Source organism: Aeromonas sp. V90_14 (genome assembly GCF_029967615.1).
GTDB classification, from domain to species: Bacteria; Pseudomonadota; Gammaproteobacteria; order Enterobacterales; family Aeromonadaceae; genus Aeromonas; species Aeromonas hydrophila.
Genome location: NZ_JASCAS010000006.1, coordinates 96,665 through 114,123 on the forward strand (window position 1 = coordinate 96,665; position 17,459 = coordinate 114,123).

General features: G+C 59.7%; 16 protein-coding genes. 7 read left to right on the plus strand and 9 right to left on the minus strand.

All coding sequences use genetic code 11. The features are described 5' to 3' along the window. The first annotated feature begins 21 nt into the window (after positions 1–21). Together QLG02_RS06800 and mutT are read left to right on the plus strand one after the other, a co-directional pair. Positions 22–1,206, plus strand: coding sequence for a tetratricopeptide repeat protein (locus QLG02_RS06800; protein WP_282464810.1), 1,185 nt, complete (start codon positions 22–24; stop codon positions 1,204–1,206). Positions 1,207–1,214: 8 nt separating this feature from the next. Next, entirely contained in the window at positions 1,215–1,628 is a 414-nt protein-coding gene (gene mutT, locus QLG02_RS06805) for an 8-oxo-dGTP diphosphatase MutT (RefSeq protein ID WP_016352173.1), read from the plus strand. A 60-nt stretch (positions 1,629–1,688) separates the two neighbouring features. Here the strand turns inward: mutT and yacG are convergent, their stop codons facing one another. The 9 genes from yacG to QLG02_RS06850 all read right to left on the minus strand — a co-directional run bounded on the left by yacG (position 1,689) and on the right by QLG02_RS06850 (position 9,335). Beyond that, positions 1,689–1,883: a DNA gyrase inhibitor YacG gene (gene yacG, locus QLG02_RS06810; protein ID WP_005305661.1), complete on the minus strand. Its 195-nt coding sequence runs from the start codon at positions 1,881–1,883 to the stop codon at positions 1,689–1,691. 9 nt (positions 1,884–1,892) lie between these two features. Then, complete coding sequence (gene zapD, locus QLG02_RS06815) at positions 1,893–2,615, minus strand: cell division protein ZapD (RefSeq protein ID WP_024945431.1); 723 nt, start codon at positions 2,613–2,615, stop codon at positions 1,893–1,895. A gap of 37 nt (positions 2,616–2,652) precedes the next feature. Continuing rightward, positions 2,653–3,267, minus strand: coding sequence for a dephospho-CoA kinase (coaE, locus tag QLG02_RS06820; RefSeq protein WP_282464811.1), 615 nt, complete (start codon positions 3,265–3,267; stop codon positions 2,653–2,655). A gap of 18 nt (positions 3,268–3,285) precedes the next feature. Then, positions 3,286–4,158, minus strand: coding sequence for an A24 family peptidase (locus QLG02_RS06825; RefSeq protein WP_282464812.1), 873 nt, complete (start codon positions 4,156–4,158; stop codon positions 3,286–3,288). A 22-nt stretch (positions 4,159–4,180) separates the two neighbouring features. Further along, positions 4,181–5,422, minus strand: a complete 1,242-nt coding sequence (locus QLG02_RS06830) for a type II secretion system F family protein (RefSeq protein ID WP_282464813.1) — start codon at positions 5,420–5,422, stop codon at positions 4,181–4,183. A 115-nt stretch (positions 5,423–5,537) separates the two neighbouring features. Continuing rightward, positions 5,538–7,244, minus strand: a complete 1,707-nt coding sequence (gene tapB, locus QLG02_RS06835) for a PilB family type IVa pilus assembly ATPase TapB (RefSeq protein ID WP_029302067.1) — start codon at positions 7,242–7,244, stop codon at positions 5,538–5,540. Between the two features lie 3 nt (positions 7,245–7,247). After that, entirely contained in the window at positions 7,248–7,679 is a 432-nt protein-coding gene (locus tag QLG02_RS06840; RefSeq protein ID WP_282464814.1) for a prepilin-type N-terminal cleavage/methylation domain-containing protein, read from the minus strand. Positions 7,680–8,001: 322 nt separating this feature from the next. After that, on the minus strand, positions 8,002–8,859 hold the full coding sequence (nadC, locus tag QLG02_RS06845) for a carboxylating nicotinate-nucleotide diphosphorylase (RefSeq protein WP_282464815.1): 858 nt from the start codon (positions 8,857–8,859) through the stop codon (positions 8,002–8,004). Between the two features lie 5 nt (positions 8,860–8,864). After that, entirely contained in the window at positions 8,865–9,335 is a 471-nt protein-coding gene (locus QLG02_RS06850; protein ID WP_282464816.1) for a retropepsin-like aspartic protease, read from the minus strand. Positions 9,336–9,481: 146 nt separating this feature from the next. On the opposite strand from QLG02_RS06850, the gene ampD reads away from it, so the two are divergent. From ampD to lpdA, 5 genes are all read left to right on the plus strand, one after another. Next, positions 9,482–10,054 (plus strand): 1,6-anhydro-N-acetylmuramyl-L-alanine amidase AmpD, encoded by a 573-nt coding sequence (gene ampD / locus QLG02_RS06855; RefSeq protein ID WP_282464817.1) that lies wholly within the window; start codon positions 9,482–9,484, stop codon positions 10,052–10,054. Positions 10,055–10,329: 275 nt separating this feature from the next. Continuing rightward, entirely contained in the window at positions 10,330–11,094 is a 765-nt protein-coding gene (gene pdhR / locus QLG02_RS06860) for a pyruvate dehydrogenase complex transcriptional repressor PdhR (RefSeq protein WP_011707564.1), read from the plus strand. A gap of 79 nt (positions 11,095–11,173) precedes the next feature. Then, entirely contained in the window at positions 11,174–13,834 is a 2,661-nt protein-coding gene (gene aceE / locus QLG02_RS06865) for a pyruvate dehydrogenase (acetyl-transferring), homodimeric type (protein WP_011707563.1), read from the plus strand. Positions 13,835–13,947: 113 nt separating this feature from the next. Further along, the gene (gene aceF / locus QLG02_RS06870; RefSeq protein WP_282464818.1) at positions 13,948–15,852 is read left to right on the plus strand and encodes a pyruvate dehydrogenase complex dihydrolipoyllysine-residue acetyltransferase; all 1,905 of its coding nucleotides are present in this window, start codon (positions 13,948–13,950) and stop codon (positions 15,850–15,852) included. 149 nt (positions 15,853–16,001) lie between these two features. Then, complete coding sequence (gene lpdA, locus QLG02_RS06875) at positions 16,002–17,429, plus strand: dihydrolipoyl dehydrogenase (RefSeq protein WP_017409445.1); 1,428 nt, start codon at positions 16,002–16,004, stop codon at positions 17,427–17,429. The last annotated feature ends 30 nt before the right edge of the window (positions 17,430–17,459 follow it).

The window sequence follows — 17,459 nt, forward strand, 5'->3', positions numbered from 1 at the left end:
GCAAAGAAGGAGAGCCGTGCGATGAGCAAGATGCCGACAGGGTGGGATGCCACTGCCCACAACAGCTGGCTGGCCGGCCAGCGCCAGGTGGCCATCCAGCAACTGCTGGCCCGGCTCAACGGCAGCACGGCCAAGCCGATTGCCTTGCAGCTGCAGTTTGCTTATTACCTATTTCTGTGCGACGACCCGGCTTCCGCGGCGCAGGTGCTGGAGATGGCCCACAAGGCCGAACCCGGCAATGACGAGGTGCTGCGCAACCTCTGTGCTTGCCTGTCACGGGCCGGTCAGTACGAGCTGGCAGTGGCACGCTTGCAAACCTTGCAGCAGCGCGCCCCCAACGATTTCCATGCGCTGGACGCCCTCTGCGCCTCGTTGGCCAAACTGGATCGCCACGATGAGGCTGCCCAGGCGGGAACTCGCTCACTGACCCTGAAGGCCCGGTCGGCGGGCAAGGCGCCACCATCCTGGTCATTGCCTGCGGCAGAACCGGCCGTCTGGTTGGCCGATGGCAGTTGCAAGCTGGATGTCATCGCTTTTTCCCTGTGGGGTAGCGAGCCCCGTTATCTGCGGGGGGCCATCGACAACGTGCTGGCGGCGGCCTATCTCTACCCGGGTTGGCGGGTGCGTTTCTACGTGGATGAGAGCGTGCCGGCCGAGTTGCTCGCTGCGCTGCGCGAACTGGGGGCAGAGCTCTTGTTGCAACCTGCCGGTCAGCCTTTGCGTCAGCGTCTGTGCTGGCGCTTCCAGGTGGCCAATGACCCATTGGTGGGGCGCTTCCTGGTGCGGGATGTGGATTCGGTGCCGGGTGTGCGCGAGCGGCTGGCGGTACAGGAGTGGCTTGCATCGACGCGCTGGTTTCATATCATGCGCGACTGGTGGAGCCATACCGATCTGGTGCTGGCGGGGATGTGGGGCGGGGTGGCCGGCGTATTGCCACCGTTGGAGCCCCTGCTCGAAGGCTATCAGCCCGACGTGATGGAGACGCCAAACATCGATCAATGGTTTTTGCGCGACCGGCTCTGGGGTTATTTCTCGCAGAGCTGTCTGGTGCACGATCGCTGCTTCACGCCGCCCGGTGCCATTCCCTGGCCGCAGCCCGCCCCTGGCGGGAGCGAACATGTGGGGCAAGATATCTTTACGGCACAAAGGGAGCCGCAGGCCCGTCGGCTGGCGCCCTGGATTGCCCGTTTGCCGTGTTTACGTTGAGGACAATGATGGAACAGAAGAAACGGATCTGGGTGGCGGTTGGCGTCATCGAGAACGAACGGGGCGATATCTTCATCGCCAAGCGCTCCGCCGATCGCCATCAGGGGGATCGCTGGGAGTTTCCCGGTGGCAAGGTGGAAGCCGGAGAGGATCTGCTTACCGCGCTGGATCGCGAACTGTGGGAAGAGATCGGGATCCGGGTGCAGGATTGCGCCCCCTTCATGGAACTGCATCACGACTACCCGGACAAGCAGGTGCTGCTGGATATCTGGAAGGTGACCCGCTTCAGCGGCGAGCCGTTCGGCAAGGAGGGGCAGGAGTGTCGCTGGGTGCCGCTGGCCTCGCTGCACGAGTATCACTTCCCCGACGCCAATGGCCCGATCGTGACGCGCCTGCAGGCATCACTGGCCGCACAGGGCTGATGTGAATCGCAGTGCATACCAAAATAAAAAGGGCCGTATCGGCCCTTTTTGCTTGCTGGTTTACTGCCACTGCTCCCCTTCTTCGGGGTAGGGCAGCAGCTCCGGGTCTATTTCCCCCGGGATCCGCTTCTCCTCGTCGGCCCACTCGCCGAGATCGATCAGCTGGCAGCGCTTGCTGCAGAACGGGCGAAACGGGCTTTGCGGGCCCCATTCCAGCTCGGTTTGGCAGGTCGGGCACTTTACTTTGGTCACCATGAATGCTCCTCAGCAGCAGGCAAGCTGGAAGGGGACATCACCGATCTGCTGCTCCGTGGTGGGCAGGAAACGCAGGGCGAACCGGTTCTTGTGGCCGCTCAGGGTGGGGTAGCACTGCTGGGTGCCGGTCAGACGGATGCGGATCAGCTCGGCGCTCTCGGCGGTATCCTGGAAGAAGCCGTTGACGGCAACCTGCTCGCTGAAGTTGCCGGACTCACGCCACAGCCGCAGCAGCAGGGAGATGGCGTTCATCAACAGATTGATGTCGCTCAGCCACAGCTGCATCTGCTGATGACGGGCGATGGCCGGGGTAGCGAGCCAGTGGTGCAGTTGCGGCACGTCGAAGGCGCACAATCCGCCCGGAATGGAGAAGCGCTGGCGAATGGAGCCGAGCAGCCGATCCTCTTTGAGGCGGGCACCGGGACGTGGGGCACTCAGCAGGTTGCGGGAGAGCTGGGCGCTCTCCTGCTGCATCTGGCTGATCTGCTCCAGGTCGACATCGGGCAGGCTGGCCCAGTGGCTCAGGCGCTGGCCGAGGCGCTCCAGATCCTTGATCAGATCGGCGCGTAGGTCGCCGCGTTCCAACAACTCCTGCAGGTCGAACAGACCCTTGAAAAAGGCGATATGTGCCCAGGACTGGTCGCTCTCCAGATTGTCGCGGATCTGGGAAAACAGGGACTCCAGACGAAGATAGGTCCGGCTTTTTTCATTGAGGGGAAAATCGTAAATCATGCCTAATCCTGGCCAGCCATAAACCGGCCTAGTGTACTCACAGTTGGCGGGCTTGTTGAGAGGCAAATGCCAGATATGTCTCGTGCAGCGCTAAAATTCGGCTCTTTATCGCCTCGGGCGTGCCATTCTGGTTATCCAGCACATCGTCGGCTGCCGCCAGCCGTTCGGCCCGGCTCGCCTGGGCGGCCAGGATGGCTTGGGCCTGCTCGCGGCTCACGCCATCCCGGCGGCAGGTACGCTCAATCTGGGTCGCTTCATCCACGTCGATCACCAGTACCCGATTGGCCAGGGCAGTGAGCCGGTTTTCCACCAGCAAGGGCACTACCAGCAAACAATAGGGGGAGCGAGCGGCCGCACACTGGCGCTGCATCTCGGTGCGAATGAGGGGGTGGAGCAGGGCGTTGAGCCAGCCCTTGGCCTGCGGGTCAGTGAAGACCCGCTCACGCAGCCGACGGCGATCGAGCTGGCCAGCGGGGGTGATGACTGCTGAGCCAAAATGGGCGGCGATGGCGGCCAGGGCCGGGGTACCGGGCTCGACTACCTCGCGGGCGATGACGTCCGCATCCACTACTTCGATGCCCAGTTTTGCAAACTGATTGGCAACCGTGGTCTTGCCGCTGCCAATTCCGCCGGTGATTGCGACTACATACATGGGTCAGTGCTGCCTTGGTCAGAGAAACGTCGTGAGGTACCAGCGGGTGATGGTATCGCCCCACAGCAGCGCGATCCAGCCGGCGATGGCCAGATAGGGGCCGAAGGGGATGGGTTTGTTCTGATGATGGTTGCGCAGCAAGATGAGACCAATCCCGATGAAAGCGCCAACCAGCGACGAGAGCAGCAACACGATGGGCAGTGCCTGCCAGCCGAGCCAGGCACCCAGCGCCGCCAGCAGCTTGAAGTCACCATAGCCCATCCCTTCCTTGCCGGTCAGCAGCTTGAAGGCCCAGTAGAGGCTCCAGAGCACCAGATAGCCGGCCATGGTGCCGATCACCGCATCGGCCAGCGGTACAAATCCCCCTGTCAGGTTGAACAGCAGGCCGCCCCACAGCAGTGGCAGGGTCAGCTGATCCGGCAGCAGCATTTTGTCCAGATCGATGAAAGTGAGTGCCACCAGTACCCAGGTGAGCAGTAGGGCGGCCAGCAAGCCCCAGCCCGGTGGGAATGTTGCGGCGATGACCAGCGAGAGCAGGGCCGTCAGCAGTTCCACCAGAGGATAACGGGCCGAGATGGGGGCCTGGCATTCACGGCAGCGCCCCTTGAGCCAGAGCCAGCTGAGCAGGGGTATGTTCTCTATGGCCGTGATGGCGTGGCCGCAATGAGGGCAGGCAGAACGCGGCACCATCAGGTTGTAGCGCTCTTCCTGCTGCGGCAGTGCCTCTGGATTGAAATAGCCGAGATATTCGGCCTGCCACTCCCGCTCCAGCATGATGGGCAGGCGATGAATGACCACGTTGAGAAAACTGCCGATCATCAGGGAAAAGAGGAATACCAGCGAGAAATAGAGCCAGGGCAGGCTGTGAAAAACGTCAGTGATCAGCAACATTGAGTCTCGGGTTGATGGGGGATCAGTGGATCACCGATCCCAGTTTGAAGATGGGCAGATACATGGCGACCACCATGCCGCCGACCAGAACCCCCAGCACCACCATGATGAGAGGCTCCAGCAGGCTGGTGAGGCCGTCGACCAGATCGTCCACCTCCTGCTCGAAGATGGTGGCGACCTTGGAGAGCATATCATCGATGGCGCCAGACTCCTCGCCGATCATCACCATCTGAATCACCATGTCCGGGAACAGATCGACGGTGCGCATGGCCACGTTGATCTGCATGCCGGCCACCACCTCGTTGCGAATGGCCATGACGGCGGTGCGGTAGACATAGTTGCCGGAGGCACCTGCCGCAGAGACCAAGGCATCCACCAGCGGTATACCGGCAGAGAAGGTGGTGGAGAGGGTGCGGGCGAAGCGCGCCATGGCGGCCTTGTGCAATATCATGCCGACCACAGGGATGGTCAGTACGAACTTGTCGGTGTTGTCCTTGACCTTCTGGGAGGCGCGCCAGGCGCGCACGTAGAGAAAGATGGCGAGCGCTATGCCGCCAAAGATCACATACCACCAGTTCTGCATAACGCGTGAGATGCCGATGACGAACTGGGTGAAGACAGGCAGCTCGGCGCCGAAGCTCTTGAAGATGTCCTCGAACTGAGGAATGACAAACAGCAGCAGGATGGAGGTAACGATAATGGCCACCAGAATGACCATGGTGGGGTAGAACATGGCTTTCTTGATCTTGGACTTGAGGGCTTCCGATTTCTCGCGATAGGTAGCGATGCGATCGTAGATGGTCTCCAGCGCGCCGGACTGTTCGCCAGCCTCCACCAGATCGCAGTAGAGATCGTCAAAGTGACGGGGATGGCGGCGCAGCGCCTCGGACATGGGGGTCCCGGTCTCCACATCGGCGGCAATCTGCCCCATGAGCTCGCGCATGGCCGCCTTCTCGTGGCTACGAGCGATGATCTGCAGACTTTGGACCAGAGGTACGCCGGCTGACAGCATGGTGGTGATCTGGCGGGAGACGACGGCGATGTCCATCGGCTTGATCTTGGCACCGCCCTTGGAGAAGAGCCCTTGGCTCTTCTTGCTCACCTTGGTGACGTTGACCCCCTGTTTGCGCAGCTCTGCCTTGACCGTGTTGATGCTGTCGGCCTGCAATTCGCCGGAAACCTTCTGGCCCTTGCGATTTACCCCGCTCCAGCGAAAGGCGAAGACTTTCTTGGGGGGATTCTGTTTCTGGGTTAGCGTTGCCATCACTGCGTCCTGCAATGGGGCCCGGGTTGCTCGTCATGAGGAGAAGCAGCCTCGGCCTGATGGAAATCGCCAGGGCCGGCGGCACCTGGATGAATGGGCTGAGCGATAGACTCTGTCAGTTGGTTGTTACCCGGTTTATCTCCGCCAGACTGGTCACACCCAGGCGAGCCTTCTCAAGGCCGGAGGTACGCAAGGTACGCATGCCTTCCTTCTGGGCGATGGCGGCAATTTGCAGAGAGTTGGCCCCTTGCATGATCAATTTTGCGATATTTTCAGACATTAGCATGATTTCGTAGATGCCGACCCGGCCCTTGTAGCCACCTGAGCACTCTTTGCAGCCAACCGGTTTGAACAGTCGCAAGCCTGCGGCCAGCTGCTGCTGGGTAAAACCCAGCTCAAGCAGCTCAGCCTCTGGCACCACTTCGGGAGCTTTGCAGTGATCGCACAGTTTGCGCGCCAGCCGCTGAGCCATGATCAGGGTGACCGAGGAGGCGATATTGAAGGCGGGCACCCCCATGTTCATCATCCGGGTCAGCGTTTCCGCCGCCGAGTTGGTGTGCAGGGTGGAGAGCACCAGGTGGCCGGTCTGGGCGGCCTTGATGGCAATTTCAGCGGTCTCTAGATCCCGGATTTCACCCACCATGACTACGTCGGGGTCTTGGCGCAAGAAAGAACGCAGGGCGCTGGCGAAGGTCAGTCCTGCCTTGGGATTGACTTGCACCTGATTGACGCCGGGCAGGTTGATCTCCACCGGATCTTCGGCGGTGGAGATATTGACCTCGGTGGTATTGAGAATATTGAGACCGGTATAGAGCGAAACCGTCTTGCCCGAACCGGTAGGGCCGGTCACCAGAATCATGCCCTGAGGCTTCGACAGGGCACGCAGGTATTGCGCCTTCTGGCGATCGTCAAAACCGAGCTGCTCGATATTGAGGCGTGCCGCGGAGGAGTCGAGCAAACGGATAACGATCTTTTCGCCCCACATGGTGGGCAGGGTATTGACCCGCATATCCATCGACTTGTTGCGCGACAGCTTGAGCTTGATGCGGCCATCCTGGGGCAGTCGCCGCTCAGCGATGTCGAGCCGTGCCATCACCTTGAGGCGGGCGGAGAAGCGGTTGGCCAGGTTGACCGGTGGGGTCGCTATCTCATGCAGGATCCCGTCTATCCGAAAGCGGATGCGATATTTGGTCTCATAGGGTTCGAAGTGGAGGTCGGAGGCTCCGCGCTTGATGGCATCCATCATGATTTTGTTGATGTATTTGACGATGGGCGCGTCATCGTCAGCAGTGTTGACGCTTTCGTCGAGCCGTGATCCCTCGTCAGATACTTCCAGCTCGGAGATCTCGGATTCGTCGATGTCCTCCATGCCGAGGGCATCTTGATCGCTCTCCATCAGCTTGCCGATGGCTGTGGTGAGTTTGTTCTCCTCGACCAGCAGCGCCTCGGTATGCAACCCGAAGCTGAAGCCAAAATCCTCCAGTGCAGACACATTGGTCGGGTCTGACATGGCGATATAGAGGGTGTGGCCTTGGGTATAGATGGGCAGGACGTGATGTTTTTCAATCAGCTTTTGATTGAGGTATTTCTGCGGGATCTCGGCCAGGTCGAAGGCGGCAAGATCCAGCAGAGGTACCCCATACTCCAGCTCGCAGAAGTCAGCCAGTGCCTTGCTGTCGAGGATTTCGTTTTCGATCAGAAAGGTCACAAAAGGTTTACGCTGGGCCTTGGCTTGACTCAGGTAGCGTTGTGAGTCGGACTCACTGAGCAGGGAAGAGGCGGCCAGGCTTAACGCCAGGCCGCTATTGGGGCTGGAAGTCATGTATCAGCAGATACCTGCAGCAGCACAGGTACCTGCAGCACCAGATGCATTCGCCGTCCAGACGACATTACCTGTGGCCGTGTCGCCGGATAGAATATAAGTGTAGTTTGTTGACAGGTTTTGAGATGTTGCTGTGATTTGGAATTCAGCACCACCGGAACCTGCAGCCAATACAACACTTGCCACATTACCTGCAGCACTGGGGGCTGATGGTATTCCATTATTCCCTTGTGCTTGACACTTGGTCGCGTCAGAGGTGCTCTGGAAGCAAACCTCGACTGCCGTTTTCACAGGTCCTGTTGCCGCAATAACCTCAGAAAACTTCGCTTTTTGGGTATAGGTCTGATACGCCGGCAGCGCGATGGCGGCCAGAATGGCGACGATCGCGACCACGATCATCAATTCGATAAGGGTAAAGCCTGATTGTTTCTTCATTTCAAATATCCTTTTTGTCCTTGGTTCCTGGGAAGTGCCGGTGGAAAACTATCCACACGTCAGTATCTTATCCGAGCTGTTTTACTTGGCAACAGAGGCCGGGGTCTTTGTTAACAATCTTTCTGTCATTTGCGAAAATTTTGATATAAATCATGGATGAAGAGTCCCTATCGACTCTTTTTTACTGGCGGGGATGGGTCCATCTCACACTCCTTTGCCGAGGGATCCTGCCTTAAAGAAAAGGCGCCCGTGGCGCCTTTTGCAAGTCCTTCATCTTGTTATATGTCAGCGACAAGATAGGGGCATGATGATGCCTCTTCGGCTAGATGAATCGCATCGAGAGATCCAGAGCGCGTACATGCTTGGTCAGGGCGCCGACCGAGATAAAATCGACGCCGGTGGCGGCATAGTCCGCCAGGGTATCCAGCGTGACATTGCCGGACACCTCCAGCTTGGCGCGGCCCTGATTGAGGGCAACCGCCTCGCGCATCATGGGAATGTCGAAGTTATCCAGCATCACTATGTCGGCGCTGGCAGCCAATGCCTGCTCCAGCTCGACCAGGGATTCGACTTCCACCTCTACCGGTTTACCCGGGTTGAGACGGCGTGCTTCGCTGATTGCTTCAGCGATGCCGCCACAGGCGAGAATGTGGTTCTCCTTGATGAGGTAAGCGTCGAACAGGCCGATCCTGTGGTTCTTGCCACCGCCGCAGGTGACTGCGTACTTCTGGGCGCTGCGCAGTCCCGGCAGGGTCTTGCGGGTATCGAGCAGCCGACAATCGGTATCTGCCAGCTCGGCCACGTAGCGAGCGGTAAGAGAGGCCACTCCGGAGAGGGTCTGCACGAAGTTGAGGGCATTGCGCTCACCGGTCAGCAACACGCGGGCCGGGCCATGCAGGCGAAACAGTTCCTGATTGGGGGAGAGCACTTCGCCATCTTGTACCAGCCATTCAACTCTGACTTCGCCACCAAGCTGGACAAACACCTCATCGACCCAGGGCTGGCCGCAAAATACGCCAGCCTCGCGGGTGATGACCCTGGCGCTGGCGAGGCGATCCGCCGGGATCAGCTGGGCCGTGATGTCGGCGCTGGCATCGGGTTGATCCAACGGGGTGAGGGCATCGCCCAAGTCTTCGAGTAGTGCGGCGCGTACGGCGCGGCGGATGTCCTGTTGTAGCATGCCTTTTATTCCTGCAAAGGTCTGAGCAGCAACTGCCGCTCCTTTTGAACCAGCTCCAGCCGGCCGAGGGCGTTCATGCCTACCAGCACCTCGTCGCCAGCCGCTGCCGGATTGATGAAGATGGCCAGATCGTACAAGGTCAGTGGTCCCATCGCCAGCGTTTCGATGGTGCCGTTGTCGACCCGGATAAAGCCGGCTGCCGTATTCACCTGGCTGCTGCCGCGGGCGGTCAGGCCAAGCCGCTCGGCAACCTGTTGTGGCACGGTAATGCGGGTCGCACCGGTATCGAGCAGCAGTTGCACCGGCTGACCGTTGATGGCACCCTCCAGACGATAGTGGCCGCTGGCATCGGCCTTGAGCAGCAGGTCGCCGCTGGCGGTGACAGATGGTTGTTCACGGGCATGAAAATAGAGGGTCAGCAATCCCATCAGGGAGAGCCAGGCCAGCAACCAGAAGCGGCGTGCCATCGGGTGCATATTCTTTCCTGAGTCAGCGGAAGATGGCCCAGCCTATCACAGTTGCCCGTTGTCATGAGGCGACTGCGATGAGCCTGAGAGGTGGATCGCCTTGTTGCCCGTCCAGTGTTGCCAGATGCGCCATTCCATTGCAGAGCGAGTAGACAATGACTCAGCCAAAAATAGTATTTTCCATTGATTCAGACGGTTGGTGTGAGCAAGCCCGCAAGGTGCCGTCACCGCACCACAACGAGCGGGCCACCCCGAGCGATATCTCCCTGCTGGTGGTGCATGGCATCAGCCTGCCGCCTGGCGAGTTTGGCGGTCCCTTCATCGATGATCTTTTCCTTGGGCGGCTCGATCCCGACGCTCACCCCTATTTTACCGGTATCCATCAGCTGCGGGTCTCGGCACATTGCCTGATCCGGCGCGACGGTGAGCTGGTGCAATATGTGCCGTTTGGTGCCAGAGCCTGGCATGCGGGAGTATCGAGCTGGCAGGGACGAGAGGCGTGCAACGACTTTTCCATCGGGATCGAGCTGGAAGGGACCGATGAGCTGCCATACACCGACGCACAATACGAGGCATTGGCCGGGCTCAGCCGAACCTTGCTTGGTCATTATCCCGCCATTACGGCGGATCGTATCGTTGGCCATTGCGACATAGCGCCGGGGCGCAAGACGGATCCGGGTGACAGTTTCGAATGGTCGCGCTACCGTCAGGCACTCAACTTTAAGTAATTATTCTAAAAATAAGTTTGTGTTTTTAAAACAATGGCTTGCCTTTATGGTAGGCCATTTTTACTGGCTGTTGATCAAATGTTGCTTGTGAGCGATGTCAAAAATATTGGTCTGACCAATTTCTATGAGCTAAATCATAAATCCCTCTCTTTACCCCTTAAGTGGCAAGGTTGATTCTTGATTCAGATCATCTTTTGGGTGGACTTTTCCCATGCCCTCTGCTAATTTTCGCCCCATTCATGAAATTGGTAATACCAATTTAACAAAGCAGCCTCATGCCCTATCTCAAGATTACTCAACCCAAGTTGGCCGACGCCATTGTCGCCGAGCTGGAACAGATGATTCTGGAAGGCAGTTTGCAGCCGGGCCAGAAGTTGCCGCCCGAGCGGGAGCTGGCCATCCAGTTTCAGGTGTCGCGCCCCTCGCTGCGCGAAGCCATCCAGCGCCTCGAGGCAAGAGGACTCTTGTATCGTCGTCAGGGCGGCGGCACTTACGTACAAAACGCCTTGAGCAAAGGGATCGCCGATCCCCTGTTCGAGCTGCTCAGCACTCACCCGGAAGCCCAGTATGACCTGCTGGAGTTTCGCCACGCACTGGAAGGCATCTGTGCCTACTATGCTGCGTTACGGGGTACGGACGCCGATTTCGAGCGCATCCGTCAGGTGCAGTCCGCCATCGAGGAGGCCGGCCAGCAAGGCTCGCTGGTCAGCGAATCCGCTGCCGTCACCCAGTTCTATCTGGCGGTGGCCGAGGCGTCCCACAACGTGGTGCTGCTGCATCTGCTGCGGGCCATGGGCCCCATGCTTGAGCAGAACATTTTACGCAATAACGAAATTCTGAATCGCCGTCCGGGAGTGGTCGCCAAGATCCGTCGCCATCGCGCGCATCTGATCGAGGCTATCCTGTCGGGGGCTCCGGAGCGGGCCAGGGCAGCTTGTCATGAGCACCTGGCCTTTATCGAGGACACCTTGTTGGATATGCAGAGGGAAGACAGCCGGATCCAGCGATCCATGCGTCGGATCCGTCAGCAGGAAAACTAATCCCACAAGGCTTTATTGTCGAATGCTTGCGCCCTTCGCCGTGCAATGCCGTGCAATCACAACAAAATAGGAACCAGCCATGTCTGATATCCTGAAGAACGATGTGGACCCGATAGAAACGCTGGAGTGGCTTGCCTCTCTGGAATCCCTGCTGCGTGAAGAGGGTCCCCAACGCGCTCAGTTCATCCTTGAACAGTTGGCCGAGAAAGCCCGCGCAAGCGGTGTGGACGTGGCTGCCAAGGCAAACCGCGATTACATCAACACCATCCCGTCCAGCGAAGAGCCGGACTACCCGGGCGACCTGGAGATGGAGCGCCGCATTCGCGCCATCATCCGCTGGAACGCCATGATGATCGTGCTGCGCGCTTCCAAGAAAGACCTGGACCTGGGTGGTCACATGTCTTCCTTCGCTTCTTCCGCGACCATCTACGAAGTCTGCTACAACCACTTCTTCCGCGCTCGCAGCGAGAAGGACGGTGGCGACCTGGTCTACTTCCAGGGTCACATCTCCCCGGGCATCTATGCCCGTGCCTTCGCCGAAGGTCGTCTGACCGAAGAGCAGCTGGACAACTTCCGTCAGGAAGTGGATGGCAAGGGTATCCCTTCCTACCCGCACCCGAAACTGATGCCGGACTTCTGGCAGTTCCCGACCGTTTCCATGGGTCTGGGCCCCATCGCCGCCATCTATCAGGCTCGCTTCCTGAAGTACCTGACCGACCGTGGCATCAAGGATTGCTCCGAGCAGACCGTTTACGCCTTCCTGGGTGACGGCGAGATGGACGAGCCGGAAGCCAAGGGCGCCCTGACCGTTGCCGTGCGTGAAAAGCTCGACAATCTGGTATTCGTGGTCAACTGCAACCTGCAGCGTCTGGATGGCCCGGTTGTCGGCAACGGCAAGGTCATCAACGAGCTGGAAGGCCTGTTCTCCGGCGCCGGCTGGGATGTCACCAAGGTGATCTGGGGTCGCAAGTGGGATGAGCTGCTGAAGAAAGACACTTCCGGCAAGCTGATCCAGCTGATGAACGAGACCGTGGACGGTGACTACCAGACCATGAAGTCCCGTGATGGCGGCTACGTGCGCGAGCACTTCTTCAACCGTTACCCGGAAACCGCCGCGCTGGTCAAAGACATGACCGACGAGGAGATCTTCGCCCTGAACCGCGGTGGTCACGATCCTCGCAAACTGTTTGCCGCCTTCTCCAAGGCTGCGGCGACCAAGGGCAAGCCGACCGTGATCCTGGCCAAGACCATCAAGGGTTACGGCATGGGTGAAGCGGCCGAAGGCAAGAACATCGCTCACCAGGTCAAGAAGATGGATCTGGGCTCCGTGCGTCACCTGCGCGATCGTTTCAACCTGCCGGTCACCGACGAGCAGCTGGAAACCCTGCCGTACCTGAAGATCGAAGAAGGTACCGAAGAGCACAAGTACCTGCACGCCCGCCGTGCCGCGCTGAAGGGCTATGTACCGACCCGTCTGCGCGAGAGCACCACCAAGCTGGAAATCCCGGCGCTGGATGCTTTTGGTCCGCTGCTGGGTGAACAGGCGCGCGAAATCTCCACCACCATGGCGTTCGTGCGTTCCCTGAACGTGATGCTGAAAGACAAGTCCATCGGCAAGCGCATCGTCCCGATCCTGGCTGACGAAGCCCGTACCTTCGGTATGGAAGGTCTGTTCCGCCAGATCGGTATCTACAGCCCGCACGGTCAGCAGTACACCCCGCAAGACCGCGACATCGTCTCCTACTATAAGGAAGACAAGCAGGGTCAGGTTCTGCAAGACGGCATCAACGAGCTGGGCGCCATGTCCTCCTGGCTGGCTGCTGCGACCTCTTACAGCACCAACGATTGCCCGATGATCCCGTTCTACATCTACTACTCCATGTTCGGTTTCCAGCGGATCGGCGACATGGCGTGGGCAGCCGGTGACCAGCAAGCCCGTGGCTTCCTGCTGGGTGCGACCTCCGGTCGTACTACCCTGAACGGCGAAGGTCTGCAGCACGAAGATGGTCACAGCCACATCCTGGCCAACACCATCCCGAACTGCGTCTCCTACGACCCGTCCTACGCCTATGAAGTAGCGGTGATCGTACAGGACGGTCTGCGTCGCATGTACGGTGAGAAGCCGGAGAACGTCTTCTACTACATCACCACCCTGAACGAGAACTACGCCATGCCGGCCATGCCGGAAGGCGCCGAGGAAGGCATCCGCAAGGGTATCTACAAGCTGGAAACCGTGGCCGGTACCAAGGCCAAGGTACAGCTGCTGGGTTGTGGCTCCATCCTGGGTCACGTGCGCACCGCCGCCCAGATCCTGGCCAGCGAGTACGGCATCGGCTCCGATGTGTTCAGCGTCACCTCCTTCAACGAGCTGGCTCGTGACGGTCAGGACGCGGATCGCTGGAACATGCTGCACCCGAACGCCGATGCTCGCGTACCGTACATCGCTCAGGTACTGGGTTCTGAAGCCACCATCGCCGCGACCGACTACATGAAGTCCTTCGCCGATCAGGTGCGTGCCTTCGTACCGACCGAGAACTACCGCGTGCTGGGTACCGACGGTTACGGCCGTTCCGACAGCCGTGCCAACCTGCGTCGTCACTTCGAAGTGAACGAATTCTACGTTGTGGTTGCTGCCCTGACCGAACTGGCCAAGCGCGGCGAGGTAGACAAGCAGGTTGTGGCCGACGCCATCGCCAAGTACGGCATCGATGCCGACAAGGTCAACCCGCTGTACGCGTAAGAGGATCAAGTGTCGTGCCGGGACTCGCTGCCCGGCACGACCTTGCAAAGGTTAACGCGAGAGACGCGTGACAGCAGTCGGTCACGCGGATGCACGCAAGAGGATAAAGCACAATGTCCAAACAGATTATGGTGCCGGATATCGGCGCCGATGAAGTTGAAGTCACCGAGATCATGGTGGCCGTGGGTGACAAGGTCGAACTCGATCAGTCCATCATCGCGGTAGAAGGCGACAAGGCCTCCATGGAAGTACCGGCCCCGTCCGCCGGTATCGTCAAAGAGATCCTGATCAAGGTGGGTGACAAGGTTGCCACCGGTTCCCAGATCATGATCTTCGAAGCCGAAGGTGCTGCCGCACCTGCGCCGGTTCAGGCCGCTGCCCCGGTTGCAGCCGCCCCGGCCGCCGCTCCTGCTGCTGCTGCTGCTCGCAAAGACGTGCACGTGCCGGACATCGGTGACGACGAAGTGGACGTGACCGAGATCATGGTTGCCGTGGGCGACATGGTTGAAGCTGACCAGTCCATCATCGCCGTGGAAGGTGACAAGGCCTCCATGGAAGTACCGGCACCGTTCGCGGGCCGCGTGGTCGAGATCAAGGTCGCCGCTGGTGCCAAGGTCTCTACCGGTTCCCTGGTGATGGTCTTTGAAGTGGCTGGCGCCGCTCCTGCCGTTGCTGCTGCTCCGGCCCAGGCTGCCGCTCCCGTGGCTGCTGCCCCGGTTGCCGCCGCTGCCAAAGAGGTCAATGTACCGGATATCGGTGGCGACGAAGTCGAAGTCACCGAGATCATGGTCGCCGTGGGTGACAAGGTTGAAGCCGACCAGACCCTGATCGCCGTGGAAGGTGACAAGGCCTCCATGGAAGTGCCTGCCCCGTTCGCCGGTGTGGTCAAAGAGATCAAGGTGAAGGCGGGTGACAAGGTCTCCACCGGTTCCCTGATCATGGTATTCGAAGTGGCTGGTGCTGCTCCGGCCGCTGCAGCTGCCCCGGTTGCTCAGGCTGCCGCCCCGGTCGCTGCTGCCCCTGTTGCCGCTGCTCCGGCTCCGGTTGCCCAGGCTGCTGCTGCCTCCGACTTCGTTGCCAACGATGCTTACGTGCACGCCTCTCCGGCCGTACGCCGTCTGGCGCGCGAGTTCGGTGTCAACCTGGCCAAGGTGAAAGCCTCCGGTCGCAAGGGCCGCATCGTCAAAGAAGACGTGCAGGCCTACGTGAAGGATGCGGTCAAGCGCGCCGAGTCCGCTCCGGCTGCGGGTCAAGGCACTGGCAACGGTAACGGCATGAGTGTGCTGGCGTGGCCGAAGGTCGATTTCAGCAAGTTCGGTGATGTGGAAGAGGTCGATCTGACCCGCATCCAGAAGATCTCCGGTCCGAACCTGCACCGCAACTGGGTCATGATCCCTCATGTCACCCAGTTCGACGAAGCCGATACCACCGAGCTGGAAGCGTTCCGCAAAGAGCAGAACGCGATGCTCGAGAAGCAGAAGGCAGACGTGAAGATCACCCCGCTGGTGTTCATCCTGAAAGCCGCCGCCAAGGCGCTGGAAGCTCACCCGCGCTTCTGCAGCTCCCTGTCCGAAGATGGCAGCAAGCTGATCATGAAGAAGTACATCCATATCGGTGTGGCGGTGGATACCCCCAACGGTCTGGTTGTGCCCGTGGTGCGTGACGTCAACAAGAAGGGCATCATGGAGCTGTCTCGTGATCTGGCCGAGATCTCCAAGAAGGCCCGTGCCGGCAAGCTGACCGCTGCCGACATGCAGGGCGGTTGCTTCACCATCTCCAGCCTGGGTGGCATCGGCGGTACCAGCTTTACCCCGATCGTCAACGCGCCGGAAGTGGCCATCCTGGGCGTCTCCAAGTCCGAGATGAAGCCGAAGTGGAACGGCAAAGAATTCGCGCCGCGCCTGATGCTGCCGCTGGCCCTGAGCTACGACCACCGCGTCATCGATGGTGCCGATGGAGCTCGCTTCATCACCACCATGAACGGCGTGCTGTCCGACATTCGTCGACTGGTCCTGTAAGTGAGAGGGCGGGCCCAGAGCCTGCCCTTTTTACTTCTCATTTCGTTAACAGGATTGTAAACTTGCCCCGTTTTTTTCACGGCTGCAGCCGCCTCGTTCTGGTTTAAGACTGCGCTGTCCGGGGATATAAGAACGACAAAGAGGTCATGATGAGTAAAGAAATCAAAACCCAGGTCGTAGTACTGGGTGCTGGCCCTGCCGGTTATTCCGCTGCCTTCCGTGCAGCCGATCTGGGTCTGGATACTATTATCGTCGAGCGTTACTCCACCCTGGGTGGCGTCTGCCTGAACGTGGGTTGCATCCCGTCCAAGGCGCTGCTGCACGTCGCCAAAGTCATTGAAGAAGCCAAGGCGCTGGCCGAGCATGGCATCGTCTTCGGTGCCCCGCAGACCGACATCGACAAGATCCGTCTGTGGAAAGAGAAAGTCATCAACCAGCTGACCGGCGGACTGGCTGGCATGGCCAAGATGCGTAAAGTACAGGTTGTTAACGGCTTCGGTAAATTTACCGGCCCGAACACCTTGGAAGTGGAAGGTGCCGACGGCAAAACCACCGTTACCTTCGACAACGCCATCATCGCTGCCGGTTCCCGTCCGGTGAAGCTGCCGTTCATTCCGCATGACGATCCGCGCGTATGGGACTCTACCGATGCGCTGGAGCTGACTACCGTTCCTGGCAAGCTGCTGGTTATCGGTGGCGGCATCATCGGCCTGGAGATGGGTACCGTGTACTCCTCCCTGGGGTCCGAGATCGACGTGGTGGAATTTGCCGACCAGCTGGTACCGGCTGCCGACAAAGACATCGTCAAGATCTACACCAAGCGCGTGGCCAAGAAGTTCAACATCATGCTGGAGACCAAGGTCACCGCAGTTGAAGCCCGTGAAGACGGCCTGTACGTCTCCTACGAAGGCAAGCACGCCCCGGCCGAGCCGGTCCGTTACGACAACGTGCTGGTTGCCGTAGGTCGTGTGCCGAACGGCAAGATGCTGGATGCCGAGAAGGCCGGCGTTGCCGTGACCGAGCGCGGTTTCATCGAGGTGGACAAGCAGCTGCGTACCAACGTGGCGCACATCCACGCCATCGGTGACATCGTTGGTCAGCCGATGCTGGCTCACAAGGGTGTGCACGAAGGCCACGTGGCTGCCGAAGTCATCGCCGGCAAGAAGCATTACTTCGACCCGAAAGTGATCCCGTCCATCGCCTACACCGAGCCAGAGATGGCCTGGGTTGGTCTGACCGAGAAGGAAGCCAAGCAACAAGGGCTGAACTTCGAAGTGGCCACCTTCCCGTGGGCGGCTTCCGGTCGCGCCATCGCGTCCGACTGCTCCGACGGCATGACCAAGCTGATCTTCGACAAGGAGAGCGGCCGCGTCATCGGTGGTGCCATCGTGGGTACCAACGGTGGTGAACTGCTGGGTGAAATCGGTCTGGCCATCGAGATGGGTGCCGACGCCGAAGACATCGCGCTGACCATCCACGCTCACCCGACTCTGCACGAGTCCGTGGGCCTGGCAGCCGAAGTGTTCGAAGGCTCCATCACCGATCTGCCGAACGCCAAGGCCAAGAAGAAGAAGTAATTCACTTCTGCCTGTAAAAAAGCCGCTCAA